Source organism: Salmonella sp. 741265055_HSA (assembly GCF_046569525.1).
GTDB lineage: Bacteria > Pseudomonadota > Gammaproteobacteria > Enterobacterales > Enterobacteriaceae > Salmonella > Salmonella enterica.
This window is the reverse complement of sequence record NZ_JBKFSQ010000004.1, coordinates 47,437-60,753: the sequence shown is the minus strand read 5'-3', so window position 1 is coordinate 60,753 and position 13,317 is coordinate 47,437. Positions and strand designations below refer to the sequence as shown.

The following is a 13,317-nucleotide window of genomic DNA, read 5'->3' as shown; positions in this document are numbered from 1 at the left end:
CGTGAACGACATCATAGTGTCCTGCCGCCATTTTGCGTACGCCAGATGGGGGACAAGCGCTTAGAAAGCCGCTCTTTTTTTAATGCCGCACCGTGTTGCGGCATTTTTATTGTCGGAACCTACAAAATTCTCGCTGCTGAAGGAAAACTGTATTGTAGAAATTGATTCCGCTACCGCCAATCAGCTAAAAGGCGTGCGATGTCAACAATCCGCTGTGTGGTTCCCAGGGCGCATCGGCCATTTTCGGCCCACAAAAAGGGGCGACAGCGGAAATGGTGAACATCCTGGACGAGGCGCTGGAGAACTGGGGCCGGCATATTTATCAGGCTACGGGACGTGAGGTGATTAATGCTCCCGGCGCGGGCGCGGCAGGCGAAATGGGCGGCGCGCTTTTAGGATTGCTCAATGCGGAATTACGCGCCGACGTAGAGATTGTCGTGGAAACGCTACAGCTTGAGCAGGTGGTTAAAGATGCCGATTTGGTGATTACCGGAGAAGGGCGTATGGCTCGGCAAGCCTGACGGCGCATTCCTTTCCAGGCCGCACATCAGCGCGGCCTGAGGCTTTTACGCGTTTTCTTTCAGCCAGTTCAGCACCACATCATGGTGATTACTGGTTTTAAAATCATTAAAGACGTGCTCAATCTTACCATCAGCGTCAATCAAAAAGCTGATGCGGTGAATGCCGTCATACGTTTTGCCCATAAACGACTTTTCGCCCCAGACGCCGAACTGTTCACACACCTGATGGTTTTCATCGGATAAAAGGGTAAAGTTCAGCAGCTCTTTTTCAGCGAAACGGGAGAGTTTTTCAGGTTTATCGGTGCTGATGCCCAGCACGTCCACGCCTGCTTTTTTGAGCTCGTCCATGTTATCGCGTAAGCCGCAGGCCTGCACGGTACAGCCGGGTGTCATGGCTTTTGGGTAGAAATAAACCAGAACGCGCTGTCCCTGGAAGTCGGTCAAATTTACTTGTTCCCCGTCTTGATCCGGCAAGCTAAATTTCGGTGCGATATCACCGGCTTTCAGTGGATTCATTACTTAACTCCATCCTGTTCATCATGTTGTGAGTAATTGACGACGTTTATACTGCCTTGCGCATTGAGTTCTGTACATAGTGCTTTAAAGGCTTGCTCAATATTTGCGGAATTTTGCGACGCCGGGCTATGTGCGGTGATTTGAATAAATAATTGCGCGGCTTTATCACCTTCAGCCGGCTGCGTGCGGGAGACCAGCTCCGCAATATTCATTTCATGACTATTAAACAGCGCGGTGAATCGCTCAATTAAATGCGGGGAGTCGGCGACCTCAACCTGAACCCATACCGTCGCGGGCATTGCCGGGCGGGGGCGGTCGGACGTCCGTTTCATCACAATCAGCAGATCCAGCTCCGCGCCTTTTAACGGCAATGTCGATTCAATCAAGGTAATCGCGTTCCACGTGCCGGACAACAGCATAATAAACGTGAATTCATCGCCCAGCATCGCCAGTCGGCTGTCTTCGATATTACAGCCGCAACTGCTGACATGGCGAGTAATGGTATTCACAATACCGGGCCTGTCGGCGCCCAGCGCAGTGATAACCAAATAGTGTTGTGATGACGGTGTCAAACCAGTTATTCCTTTGAGCGGTGAGGTAATCTTAAGGAAACCATAAAAAAAACCTGCGTACAACAATCAGAACGGCTTTGGTCGCTTGCTTTTATTGCCATACCAAACGTACCATTGAGGGACTTGTTTGCACAGAGGATGGCCCATGTTCACGGGAAGTATTGTCGCGCTTGTTACGCCGATGGATGAGAAAGGTAACGTCAGTAGGTCTTGCCTGAAAAAACTCATTGATTATCATGTCGCCAACGGTACCTCGGCGATTGTTTCGGTTGGCACCACCGGCGAGTCTGCCACGCTAAGCCATGATGAACATGGCGATGTCGTGATGATGACGCTGGAACTGGCTGACGGACGTATTCCGGTTATCGCCGGCACGGGCGCAAACGCGACCGCGGAAGCGATTAGCCTGACGCAGCGTTTTAACGATAGCGGCGTTGTTGGCTGCCTGACGGTGACGCCGTACTACAATCGCCCCACGCAGGAAGGTTTGTTCCAGCATTTCAAAGCCATCGCGGAACACACTGACTTGCCGCAAATTCTGTATAATGTGCCGTCCCGTACCGGTTGCGACATGTTGCCGGAAACCGTGGGTCGTCTGGCGGAAATAAAAAATATTATCGCTATCAAAGAGGCGACAGGGAACTTAACCCGCGTTCACCAGATCAAAGAGCTGGTTTCAGACGATTTTATTCTGCTTAGCGGCGATGACGCGTCTGCGCTGGACTTTATGCAACTGGGTGGTCATGGCGTGATTTCCGTTACGGCTAACGTAGCGGCGCGCGAGATGGCTGACATGTGCAAACTGGCGGCGGAAGGGCAATTTGCCGAGGCGCGTGCTATCAACCAGCGTCTGATGCCGTTACACAACAAACTATTTGTCGAACCCAATCCTATCCCGGTGAAATGGGCATGTAAGGCATTGGGTCTTGTGGCGACCGACACGCTGCGCCTGCCAATGACGCCTATCACGGACCATGGTCGTGACATCGTCAAAGCAGCGCTTCAGCATGCTGGCCTGCTGTAAAGTTTAGGGAGATTTGATGGCTTACTCAGTACAAAAGTCGCGCCTGGCGAAGGTTGCGGGTGTTTCGCTTGTTTTGCTGCTCGCTGCCTGTAGTTCCGATTCGCGCTACAAGCGCCAGGTAAGCGGCGATGAATCCTATCTGGATGCCGCGCCGCTTGCTGAACTTCACGCCCCGGCAGGAATGATCCTGCCGATCACGACCGGCGACTATGTTATTCCGGTCACAAAGGGGAGCGGCGCGGTTGGTAAGGCGTTGGATATCCGTCCGCCGGCGCAGCCGTTAGCGTTAGTGAGCGGCGCGCGTACCCAGTTCTCTGGCGATACCGCGACGCTATTGGTGGAAAATGGCCGTAGCAGCACGCTGTGGCCGCAAGTCGTCAGCGTGATTCAGGCGAAAAATTATTCGATTGAAAAACGTGACGATGCCAGCCAGACCCTGACGACCGATTGGGTAAGCTGGAACCGCCTGGATGAAGACGAACAGTATCGTGGACGTTATCAAATCTCGGTGAAGCCGCAGGGCTATCAGCAGGCGGTAACGGTAAAACTGGTTAATCTGGAACAGGCTGGCAAGCCGGTTGCTGACGCGGCGTCGCTGCAGCGCTATAGCACTGAAATGATGAACGTCATTTCCGCCGGTCTGGATAAGACCGCTACGGATGCGGCAAATGCCGCGCAGAACCGTTCCGCCGCAACGATGGATGTGCAGAGCGCCGCTGATGATACCGGTTTACCTATGCTGGTCGTTCGTGGTCCGTTCAACCTCGTGTGGCAGCGCCTCCCGGCCGCGCTGGAAAAAGTGGGCATGAAAGTCACCGACAGCACTCGCTCTCAGGGCAGCATGGCGGTAACGTACAAACCGTTGTCTGACAGCGACTGGCGGGATCTGGGCGCTAGCGACCCGGGCCTGGCGTCCGGAGACTATAAATTGCAGGTCGGCGATTTAGATAACCGCAGCAGCTTGCAGTTTATCGATCCTAAGGGGCATACTCTGACGCAAAGCCAGAACGACGCGCTGGTTGCCGTCTTCCAGGCTGCGTTCAACAAGTAATTTAACAGGGCTGGAGTAATCCGGCCCTTTTTTCTGATAAGATACGCAAACGTGTGCGTCGGTACAAAAACGCGATTTAACCGCTATTTCGCACCACAATTACAGGCCGGCGTCTCCGGCAGGCGTAGCAGAAAATGAATACTTATCGTTAATTCACACCCAGGAGTGTTAAAGATGCAAAAGCAAGCTGAGTTGTATCGTGGTAAAGCGAAAACCGTATACAGCACGGAAAACCCGGACCTGTTGGTGCTCGAATTCCGCAATGATACGTCAGCAGGGGATGGCGCGCGCATTGAACAGTTTGATCGCAAAGGCATGGTAAATAACAAATTCAACCATTTCATTATGACCAAACTGGCCGAGGCGGGCATCCCGACCCAGATGGAACGTTTGCTGTCTGATACCGAGTGTCTGGTGAAGAAGCTGGAGATGGTGCCGGTTGAATGTGTGGTGCGCAACCGTGCGGCAGGGTCGTTGGTCAAGCGTCTGGGCGTGGAAGAAGGCATGGAGCTTAACCCGCCGATATTCGATCTGTTCCTGAAAAACGACGCGCTGCACGACCCGATGGTGAATAGTTCCTACTGTGAAACGTTCGGTTGGGTAAGTCAGGAAAATCTGGCGCGTATGAAAGAGCTAACCTACAAAGCCAACGACGTACTGAAAAAACTGTTTGATGACGCGGGTCTTATCCTGGTGGATTTCAAACTGGAGTTTGGCCTGTACAAAGGCGAAGTGGTGCTGGGCGATGAGTTTTCGCCGGACGGCAGCCGCCTGTGGGATAAAGAGACGCTGGACAAAATGGACAAAGACCGCTTCCGCCAGAGCCTGGGCGGTCTGATTGAAGCCTATGAAGCCGTCGCGCATCGCCTGGGCGTGAAATTAGATTAATTCCGCTTCTGACCGGGGGGCAACCGCTCTCCGGTATCATCCTTTCCTCATTCTGATAGCGTTTACCTGTGGTAATCCTGCGCCTGACCGCCTACGATCATCTGTATAACAAAGAGAGAATGAGGTGATTATGCGCTGGCAAGGGCGTCGTGAAAGTAACAATGTAGAGGACAGACGTAATCGGCCAGGCGGCCCCTCGCTGGGTGGCCCTGGCTTTCGTCTTCCGCGCGGAAAAGGCGGCATCATTCTGTTGGTGGTGGTGTTGGTCGCAGGGTACTATGGGGTGGATTTAACCGGTCTGTTGACCGGTCAGCCGATTTCGCAGCAGCAGTCGACGCGTTCGATAAGCCCCAATGATGATGAAGCGGCAAAATTTACCTCGGTGATTCTGGCGACGACCGAAGATACCTGGGGGCAACTCTTTCAAAAAATGGGCCGCGGCTATCAGCAGCCAAAACTGGTGATGTACCGTGGTATGACGCGCACCGGCTGTGGTGCGGGTCAGTCCGTGATGGGGCCGTTTTACTGCCCGGCGGACGGCACCGTCTATATCGATCTCTCATTTTACGATGATATGAAAAATAAGCTGGGCGCGGACGGTGATTTTGCTCAGGGTTATGTCATCGCCCACGAAGTCGGCCACCACGTACAAAAACTGTTAGGTATTGAGCCGAAAGTACGCCAGCTACAGCAAAACGCGTCGCAAACGGAGGTGAATCGCCTTTCGGTGCGCATGGAGCTACAGGCGGATTGCTTTGCCGGCGTGTGGGGACACAGTATGCAGCAGCAAGGCGTACTGGAGGCGGGCGATCTGGAAGAGGCGCTCAATGCCGCACAGGCTATCGGCGACGATCGCTTACAGCAACAGGGGCAGGGGCGCGTCGTGCCGGATAGTTTTACCCACGGCACCTCAGAACAGCGCTACAGCTGGTTTAAGCGTGGATTTGACAGCGGTGACCCGGCGCAATGTAATACGTTTGGCAAAAACTTTTGATAAACTGGGGCAGGGATGTCTGATATCGATGCGCTACAGGCGTTAACGTCGCAAATGACACAGGAAGGCATTCGCCGTTTACTGGTCATCAGCGGCGATGCGGCGTGGTGCCGGGAGCGGGCCGAGGCGATACGCGCTGCATTGCCCGGTGACTGGCTGTGGGTCGCGCCTGATGCGCCCGCACAGCCGTGCTGTACGCCACAGGCGTTACAAACGCTGCTGGGCCGTGAATTTCGTCATGCGATATTTGATGCCTGGCAGGGCTTTGACGCCGCAGCGTTTGCCGCCCTGAGCGGGACCTTGCAGGCCGGAAGCTGGCTGCTTCTGCTGATGCCGCCGTACGAGACGTGGGAAAGCAGGCCTGATACCGATTCACTGCGCTGGAGCGACTGCGCGCAGCCTATCCCCACACCGCAGTTTGCACAGCATCTTAAACGGACTTTCTCCCGCGATCCGCAAACGCTGCTTTGGCGACAGCGCCAGCCGTTTTGCTGGCCATCTTATCCTTTCCGTGGACGCTGGCGACCCGCCACCGGCGAGCCGCAGCCGGAGCAGGCGGCTATCTTATCGCGTTTACGTGAAATGCCGCCCGGCGTGGCGACGGTGATTGCCCCCCGTGGGCGCGGCAAATCGGCGCTGGCCGGGCAATTCATCTCCCGGATGGCGGGCACGGCTATCGTGACCGCACCGGCGAAAACGGCAACGGATATCCTGGCAGCGTTTGCCGGTGAGCGGTTCTGCTTTATGGCGCCGGATGCGTTGCTGGCGGGCGGGGCAAGAGCCGACTGGCTGGTGGTTGACGAGGCGGCGGCAATCCCCGCGCCGCTGCTGCTGCAACTGGTTTCGCGCTTTCCCCGCATACTACTCACCACCACTGTTCAGGGCTACGAAGGCACCGGACGCGGTTTTTTACTTAAGTTTTGCGCCCGTTTTCCGCAGCTTCACCGCTTCACGCTTCGTCAGCCTGTCCGCTGGGCGCCAGAATGCCCGCTGGAAAATATCGTCAGCGAGGCGCTGATATTCGACGATGAAGCGTTTGCGCAGGCGCCACATGGCGCGATAGCCATCTCGGCGTTTTACCAACAGGCCTGGGGGAAGACGCCCGCGTTGCCGAGGGCTGTGTATCAGTTACTGTCGGGGGCGCACTATCGTACTTCGCCGCTGGATCTGCGCCGAATGATGGATGCGCCAGGACAGCATTTCTTGCAGGCCACGGCGAATAACCGTGTGGCGGGCGCCGTCTGGCTGGTCGAAGAGGGGGGCTTATCCGCAGAACTCAGTCAGGCTGTATGGTGCGGTTTCCGGCGTCCGCGTGGAAATCTGGTGGCGCAGTCGCTGGCGGCGCATGGTAGCGACCCTTTAGCCGCGACGCTGGTCGGGCGTCGCGTAAGCCGTATCGCGGTGCACCCCGCCCGCCAGCGCGAAGGCATCGGTCAGCAGTTGATTGCCTGCGCGTGCGTGCAGGCGGCGCAGTGTGATTATCTTTCCGTCAGTTTCGGCTATACACCGGAGCTGTGGCGTTTCTGGCAACGTTGCGGCTTTGTGCTGGTACGGATGGGCAACCATCGGGAGGCGAGCAGCGGTTGCTATACGGCGATGGCGTTATTGCCGCTGAGCGACGCGGGAAAACGGCTGGCGCAACAGGAACACCGACGTTTGCGCCGCGATGCGGATATCCTGACGCAGTGGAACGGCGAGGAGATACCGCTGGCGGCGTTGCGCGAACAGGCGCTTAATGATGAAGACTGGCGTGAGCTGGTCGGTTTTGCGTTCGCGCACCGTCCGCTACTGACATCGTTAGGTTGCCTGCATCGTTTACTGCAATACAGCGCATTGCCATTACCGGCGCTGAGAGGGCGGCTGGAAGAAAAAGCCAGCGATGCCGAACTGTGCGCCCGGCTACGCATTTCAGGCCGTAAAGCTCTGCTGGCGTTGCAACGTGCGCAGGCGGCACAGGCGCTAATTGCGCTGGATGCCGGACGAACGCAGCGTTTACGCGACGTAATGCCCGGCGGTGGGGACCATGCCGGATAGCGATACCTGTCCGGCATGTTATCCGGTTACTTTTTCGGCTGATCTTTCTTCGGCCAGTCGTCTTCATCGTCCCACTTATCGTTAAAATCGCGATGCGGGGGCAGCTCAGGTTTATTGGCAAGGAATTTCTTATGGTCGATGCGTTTGAGATCTTTGATCACATTCAGCAGTACGCCTACCAGAAACACCAATACCAGAATCCACCAATATTTTGCCAGCCAGTCCATGCTTATTTCCTCTTACCGGAACGCTCATCAGGCGACGAGCTGTTCCATAATGCGTTGATACATACGGGCCAGTAGCTGGAGATCGGCGGCATTCACACATTCATTAATTTTATGAATGGTGGCGTTCACCGGCCCCAGTTCTACCACCTGCGCTCCCATACGGGCGATAAAACGTCCGTCGGACGTACCGCCCGTCGTCAGTAATTGCGGTTTAATTTCATTATAGTGCTCAATGGCGTTTACCACCGCGTCCACCAGCTTGCCGCGTGCGGTCAGGAACGGCTGGCCGGAAAGCCACCAGTCTACGGTATAGCGTAGCTGATGCTTCTCAAGCAGCGCATGTACTCGTTCTTTGATCATCTCATCGGTCAGTTCCGTGCTGAAACGGAAGTTAAATTGCACGAACAGTTCGCCGGGAATGACATTATTGCTGCCGGTGCCTGCCTGGATATTGGCTACCTGCATACTGGTGGCCGGGAAAAAGTCATTGCCCCGATCCCACTCGATAGCGACCAGTTCATTAAGAAAAGGCGCGGCGCGATGAACAGGGTTATCCGCCAGATGCGGATAGGCGACGTGCCCCTGAACGCCATGAATAGTGAGGTTACAGGTGAGGGAACCGCGACGCCCGTTTTTGACGACATCGCCCACAATTTCCGTACTGGAAGGTTCGCCGACCAGACAGTAATCCAGCCGCTCGTTACGGGCCATCAGCGCTTCAACCACCTTTACGGTGCCATTTTTTGCGCTGGCTTCTTCATCAGAGGTAATCAAAAACGCGAGGCGGCCCCGGTGATGAGGATGCTGCGCAACAAAACGTTCAGCAGCCACCACCATGGCCGCCAGTGAACCTTTCATATCCGCCGCGCCGCGACCGAACAACATTCCGTCGCGAATCGTAGGTTCAAACGGCGGATTGATCCAGCGATCGACATCGCCAGCCGGTACGACGTCAGTATGCCCGGCGAACGCCAGCGTTTCGCCACGCCCACGCCATGCCCAAAAATTTTGCGTGTCGCCAAAATCCATATGCTCAATGGTAAAACCGATTTTACGTAGGCGTTCAATCATTAATGCCTGACAGCCTGCGTCATCCGGACTCAGGGAGGGGCGACGAATAAGTTGCTGTGTCAGCTCAATAACCGGGCACGACATAGACTACACCTCATCAAAAAACTGCTGATAACGGGATTCACTGAAACCAAGCAGCATAGGCTTCCCGGGCGCGCAGAGCAATGGGCGTTTGATGATTGCCGGCTGTTCAACCATGAGAGCAGCGGCGGAGTCGGCATCGATAATCCCGCTGCGGTGGCCTTCATCCAGTTTGCGCCATGTTGTGCCGCGCGTATTCAGTAAAGGCTGCCAGCCGAGTTCGGCAATAAAGGTATTAAGAAGAGGGAGGTCTATGCCATCCACACGGTAATCGTGAAAACGATAATCAATGCCATGCTCCTCCAGCCAACGGCGCGCTTTTTTGATCGTGTCGCAATTCTTAATGCCATAGAGGGTAATCATATTGAATCCTTTAACGCGAAATTCGAATAAATAATCAATAGTATCGTCTGCGGGATAATAAGTGTGGCTGTTATTGGTTATTTATCCAGCACTGATTGGCAATCAATATAACATTGTTGAGTGAATGTGAATAATGATTCCAAAACGTTCCAGATATGGCTTGTTTATAATTCGCGGGGTAAATCCTATTTTGCGCATATGCAATTGTTTGTTTTTTAACCCGATTTGCTAAAGTAGTAGAAAAGGTATTAATATTGCTAAATATTGCAGTAAGTCACATAAAATTTATGGCTACAGCGCCATAGTAATATCATAGACAGCATAACCAGAGGATATCGCAACAATCGGTTAAATGAACTTCTCTGTATACCCAAAATAATTCGAGTTGCTTAAAGGCGGCAAGGGAGTGAGCCCCCAGGAGCATAGATAACTATGTGACTGGGGTGAGCGAGCGTAGCCAACACATAAGCAACTTGAAGTATGAAGGGTATATACCGCTAACTACGTAGAATACCCATAATAATAAGAGAGGCTATTATGATTGAACGTGAACTGGGGAACTGGAAAGATTTTATCGAAGTCATGCTTCGTAAATAAATGCCTGGAAGGCACCGCGCTCCCATAGGGGATAAGAAAAGGCGACTCAACGAAAGTCGCCTTTTTTGTGCCCGACACCTCGTATCAGGCTGGCCGGGAGCTTATTCCGGGCGCGGCTTCAGCGGGAAGCGGCGACGTATCAGCACGAAAAACAGGGGTACAAAGAAGATAGCCAGAATGGTTGCTGAGATCATTCCCCCCATCACGCCGGTTCCGACAGCATGTTGGCTACCCGAGCCCGCCCCGGTGCTGGTGGCCATCGGCAATACGCCAAAGATAAACGCCAGCGAAGTCATCAGTATCGGTCGCAGGCGTTGGCGGCTGGCGTACAGCGTGGCGTCTAACAGCGCGTGTCCCTTCTGATTCATTTCGTTGGCGAATTCCACAATCAGAATCGCGTTTTTCGCCGAGAGGCCGATAACGGTCAACAGCCCCACCTGGAAGTAAACATCGTTTTCCAGCCCGCGCATCCAGGTAGCGAGTAGCGCGCCAATGACGCCGAGCGGCACAACCAGCATCACCGAGAAGGGCACCGACCAGCTTTCATACAATGCCGCCAGACACAGGAAGACGACTAATAGCGAAATAGCGTACAGCGCGGGTGCCTGCGCGCCGGAGAGCCGTTCCTGGTAAGACATGGCTGTCCATTCCAGGCCAAAACCGCCCGGTAGCTGATGCACCAACGACTCCATGACATCCATCGCCGTCCCGGTACTGACCCCCGGCGCGGCCTCTCCGACAATTTCTACCGCCGAATAGCCGTTATAGCGTTCCAGACGCGGCGAGCCGGTTTCCCAGCGCGAGGTGGCGAAGGCGGAGAAGGGGACCATGCCGCCGTCTTTGTTACGGACATACCAAAGATTAATATCATCCGGCAACATACGATATTTCGCTGCGGCCTGAACATAGACCTTCTTCACGCGGCCCCGGTCCATAAAGTCGTTGACGTAGCTCGATCCCCAGGCTGTTTGCAGGGTGTCGTTGATATCGTCAATCGATACGCCCAGCGCCTGCGCTTTCCGTTGGTCAATATCAATTTGCAGTTGCGGGCTGTCGTCCAGGCCGTTGTGGCGCACGCGGGTCAAGGAACTGTTTTTCCCGGCCAGATCAATGAGTTGATCTCGTGCGGCCATCAGCGCGTCATGGCCTGCTCCGGCGTGATCCTGTAATTCCATGTCAAAACCGGCGGAGCTGCCCAGACCGCTAATTGCCGGCGGGCTGCTGGCGAAGACGCGAGCTTCTTTAATCTGGTTAAATGCTTTTGTCGCCCGCTCAATAATGGCGAACGAGGAGCCGGTGGTGGGATCGCGCGCGTCCCAGTCTTTCAAGCGAACAAACATGCGCGCGACGTTTTGCCCATTCCCGCCAGGGCCGGAACCTACCGTCGAGAAGACCGACATAATGTTGTCTTTCTCATGGGTGAAGTAATAGTTTTCAACTTTTTCAACGACTTTCAGGGTCTGCTGTTGCGTAGAGCCGCTCGGTAGCTGGATAGACGTAGTGAACATGCCCCGATCTTCTTGCGGCAGAAAGGAGGTGGGGAGGCGCAGAAACAGGAACACCATGCCGCCAAGCAACAGAACATAAATCAGAATCCAGCGCAGGCTGCGATGCAAAATTTTCGCTACGCCTTTCTCATAACGTTCGGCATTACGATTGAAGGTACGGTTAAACCAGCCGAAAAATCCGCGTTGCCCGTGCTGTTCGCCTTTGTGCAGCGGTTTTAATAACGTTGCGCACAGCGCCGGTGTCAGGATCATGGCGACCAGCACCGACAGCACCATTGCCGAGACAATGGTGATAGAAAACTGACGATAAATCGCCCCGGTGGTACCGCCAAAGAACGCCATCGGCACGAATACCGCAGACAGCACCATCGCGATACCGACCAGCGCCCCCTGGATTTGTCCCATGGATTTGCGCGTCGCTTCACGCGGCGTGAGCCCTTCTTCGCTCATGATACGTTCGACGTTTTCCACCACCACGATGGCATCGTCGACCAGGAGCCCGATCGCCAGCACCATCGCGAACATGGTTAATGTGTTAATACTGTAGCCAAACGCGTAAAGCACGGAGAAGGTGCCCATTAATACTACCGGCACGGCGATCGTCGGAATTAGCGTGGCGCGAAAGTTTTGCAGGAACAGATACATCACCAGGAAAACCAGCGCGATAGCTTCCAGCAACGTTTTGACCACATCGATAATCGAGGCTTTGACAAAGGAGGTGGTTTCATACGCGATCTTGTATTCCAGCCCTTGAGGGAAGTACTGCGCCAGCTCGTTGAGGCGATCCAGCACCAGCTTCGCGGTCGCCATTTCGTTCGCGCCGGAAGCCAGCTTAACGCCAAGACCGGAAGCCGGCTTGCCGTTAAAACGGCTGAGGTAGTCATACTTTTCCGCCCCCAGCTCCACGGTGGCGACATCGCCCAGTTTGACCTCGGAACCGTCCTGATTAACGCGCAGGGTGATATCGCGAAATTGTTGCGGCGTTTGCAGCAGTGACTGCGCATTAATGGTGGCGTTCAGCGCCTGTTTGTCGACCGAAGGCGTACCGCCAAGCTGCCCGACGGCGATTTGCGCATTCTGCGACTCAATTGCATCGGTCACGTCTTTCGTGGTCATCTGAAAACTATTCAATTTGGCCGGATCGAGCCAGATACGCATAGAGTACTGTGAACCATAAGCGTCAATATCGCCGACGCCGTTGACGCGGCTGAGCGGGTCCTGAATATTACTGGCGACGTAGTCGGCGATATCCTGCTTGTCCATAGAGCCGTCGGTAGAGACGAAAGCGATGGTCAAAATATTGGTATCGCCCGTTTTGCGTACCGTGACGCCTTGATCCTGTACCGCCTGCGGCAGTTTACGCATCGCGGACTGTAACTGGTTTTGCACCTGCTGAACCGCCTCATCAGGATCGGTTCCCGCAATAAAGCTCAGGGTGATGGTCGCCTGTCCGGTGCCGCTACTTTGTGATGACATGTACATCAGATTATCGAGGCCCGTCATATTCTGCTCAATAACCTGGGTTACGGTATTTTCCAGCGTTTGCGCCGACGCTCCCGGATAATTCGCGGTAATACGTACGTTGGGCGGCGCCAGATCGGGATATTGTTCAACAGGTAAAGAAAAAATGGCTAACGCCCCTGTCAGACACAACAGGATAGCCAGCACCCAGGCAAAAATGGGGCGATCGATAAAAAAATTCGCCATTAAAGGGGAACCTCATGTTTCTACATATCGTTATAGATTTGAACTGCTTCACTGTAGCGGCAAGCTACGAGCCAAACGTGGAGAAATAAAGGAGATAATGTAAATTATCATGCGCTTTTACAGCATACTTTTTGTGCCAACGCCGGAAAACCTGACATCTGGC

At 54.5% G+C, this 13,317-nt stretch carries 12 protein-coding genes and 1 pseudogene; 7 read left to right on the top strand and 6 right to left on the bottom strand.

Features of this window, described 5'->3' with window-relative positions; genetic code table 11:
- Positions 1-191 precede the first annotated feature (191 nt).
- A pseudogene (locus ACLD4K_RS03550) lies at positions 192-518 on the top strand (glycerate kinase); the annotation flags it as partial.
- A gap of 48 nt (positions 519-566) precedes the next feature.
- Here the strand turns inward: ACLD4K_RS03550 and bcp are convergent.
- Positions 567-1,037 (bottom strand): thioredoxin-dependent thiol peroxidase, encoded by a 471-nt coding sequence (gene bcp, locus ACLD4K_RS03545; RefSeq protein ID WP_001068686.1) that lies wholly within the window; start codon positions 1,035-1,037, stop codon positions 567-569.
- Positions 1,037-1,609: a glycine cleavage system transcriptional repressor gene (locus ACLD4K_RS03540; protein ID WP_000189061.1), complete on the bottom strand. Its 573-nt coding sequence runs from the start codon at positions 1,607-1,609 to the stop codon at positions 1,037-1,039. The genes bcp and ACLD4K_RS03540 overlap by 1 nt, the downstream gene beginning before the upstream one ends.
- A 145-nt stretch (positions 1,610-1,754) precedes the next feature.
- Between ACLD4K_RS03540 and dapA the strand changes: the two genes are divergently transcribed.
- From dapA to tmcA, 5 genes are all read left to right on the top strand, one after another.
- A complete protein-coding gene (gene dapA, locus ACLD4K_RS03535; RefSeq protein WP_183058959.1) occupies positions 1,755-2,633 on the top strand; it encodes a 4-hydroxy-tetrahydrodipicolinate synthase in 879 nt (292 codons plus the stop codon).
- A 16-nt stretch (positions 2,634-2,649) separates the two neighbouring features.
- Positions 2,650-3,684 carry an outer membrane protein assembly factor BamC gene (bamC, locus tag ACLD4K_RS03530; protein ID WP_183058958.1) on the top strand — a complete coding sequence of 345 codons (1,035 nt, stop codon included), beginning with the start codon at positions 2,650-2,652 and terminating at the stop codon, positions 3,682-3,684.
- Between the two features lie 174 nt (positions 3,685-3,858).
- Positions 3,859-4,572 (top strand): phosphoribosylaminoimidazolesuccinocarboxamide synthase, encoded by a 714-nt coding sequence (gene purC / locus ACLD4K_RS03525; RefSeq protein ID WP_001171630.1) that lies wholly within the window; start codon positions 3,859-3,861, stop codon positions 4,570-4,572.
- A 130-nt stretch (positions 4,573-4,702) separates the two neighbouring features.
- On the top strand, positions 4,703-5,566 hold the full coding sequence (locus tag ACLD4K_RS03520; protein ID WP_001267519.1) for a neutral zinc metallopeptidase: 864 nt from the start codon (positions 4,703-4,705) through the stop codon (positions 5,564-5,566).
- Positions 5,567-5,581: 15 nt separating this feature from the next.
- Complete coding sequence (gene tmcA, locus ACLD4K_RS03515; protein ID WP_411011394.1) at positions 5,582-7,600, top strand: tRNA cytosine(34) acetyltransferase TmcA; 2,019 nt, start codon at positions 5,582-5,584, stop codon at positions 7,598-7,600.
- 26 nt (positions 7,601-7,626) lie between these two features.
- Here the strand turns inward: tmcA and ACLD4K_RS03510 are convergent, their stop codons facing one another.
- Genes ACLD4K_RS03510 through ACLD4K_RS03500 form a run of 3 tightly spaced genes read right to left on the bottom strand, consistent with a single transcriptional unit; the run spans position 7,627 to position 9,342 of the window.
- The gene (locus ACLD4K_RS03510; protein ID WP_000383839.1) at positions 7,627-7,827 is read right to left on the bottom strand and encodes a YpfN family protein; all 201 of its coding nucleotides are present in this window, start codon (positions 7,825-7,827) and stop codon (positions 7,627-7,629) included.
- 27 nt (positions 7,828-7,854) lie between these two features.
- Positions 7,855-8,982 carry a succinyl-diaminopimelate desuccinylase gene (gene dapE, locus ACLD4K_RS03505; RefSeq protein WP_001277825.1) on the bottom strand — a complete coding sequence of 376 codons (1,128 nt, stop codon included), beginning with the start codon at positions 8,980-8,982 and terminating at the stop codon, positions 7,855-7,857.
- A gap of 3 nt (positions 8,983-8,985) precedes the next feature.
- A complete protein-coding gene (locus tag ACLD4K_RS03500) occupies positions 8,986-9,342 on the bottom strand; it encodes an ArsC family reductase (RefSeq protein ID WP_183059702.1) in 357 nt (118 codons plus the stop codon).
- 537 nt (positions 9,343-9,879) lie between these two features.
- Here ACLD4K_RS03500 and ypfM point away from each other — a divergent pair.
- Positions 9,880-9,939 (top strand): protein YpfM, encoded by a 60-nt coding sequence (gene ypfM / locus ACLD4K_RS03495; protein WP_001386977.1) that lies wholly within the window; start codon positions 9,880-9,882, stop codon positions 9,937-9,939.
- Between the two features lie 101 nt (positions 9,940-10,040).
- Here the strand turns inward: ypfM and acrD are convergent, their stop codons facing one another.
- A complete protein-coding gene (gene acrD / locus ACLD4K_RS03490) occupies positions 10,041-13,154 on the bottom strand; it encodes a multidrug efflux RND transporter permease AcrD (RefSeq protein ID WP_411011393.1) in 3,114 nt (1,037 codons plus the stop codon).
- Positions 13,155-13,317 lie beyond the last annotated feature (163 nt).

What these genes read in the sequence shown, in the direction of transcription:
- bcp (WP_001068686.1), bottom strand. Translation starts at nt 1,037, where the DNA reads ATGAATCCACTGAAAGCCGGTGATATCGCACCGAAATTTAGCTTGCCG.
- acrD (WP_411011393.1), bottom strand. Translation starts at nt 13,154, where the DNA reads ATGGCGAATTTTTTTATCGATCGCCCCATTTTTGCCTGGGTGCTGGCT.
- bamC (WP_183058958.1), top strand. Translation starts at nt 2,650, where the DNA reads ATGGCTTACTCAGTACAAAAGTCGCGCCTGGCGAAGGTTGCGGGTGTT.
- dapA (WP_183058959.1), top strand. Translation starts at nt 1,755, where the DNA reads ATGTTCACGGGAAGTATTGTCGCGCTTGTTACGCCGATGGATGAGAAA.
- purC (WP_001171630.1), top strand. Translation starts at nt 3,859, where the DNA reads ATGCAAAAGCAAGCTGAGTTGTATCGTGGTAAAGCGAAAACCGTATAC.
- ACLD4K_RS03510 (WP_000383839.1), bottom strand. Translation starts at nt 7,827, where the DNA reads ATGGACTGGCTGGCAAAATATTGGTGGATTCTGGTATTGGTGTTTCTG.
- tmcA (WP_411011394.1), top strand. Translation starts at nt 5,582, where the DNA reads ATGTCTGATATCGATGCGCTACAGGCGTTAACGTCGCAAATGACACAG.
- dapE (WP_001277825.1), bottom strand. Translation starts at nt 8,982, where the DNA reads ATGTCGTGCCCGGTTATTGAGCTGACACAGCAACTTATTCGTCGCCCC.
- ACLD4K_RS03520 (WP_001267519.1), top strand. Translation starts at nt 4,703, where the DNA reads ATGCGCTGGCAAGGGCGTCGTGAAAGTAACAATGTAGAGGACAGACGT.
- ACLD4K_RS03500 (WP_183059702.1), bottom strand. Translation starts at nt 9,342, where the DNA reads ATGATTACCCTCTATGGCATTAAGAATTGCGACACGATCAAAAAAGCG.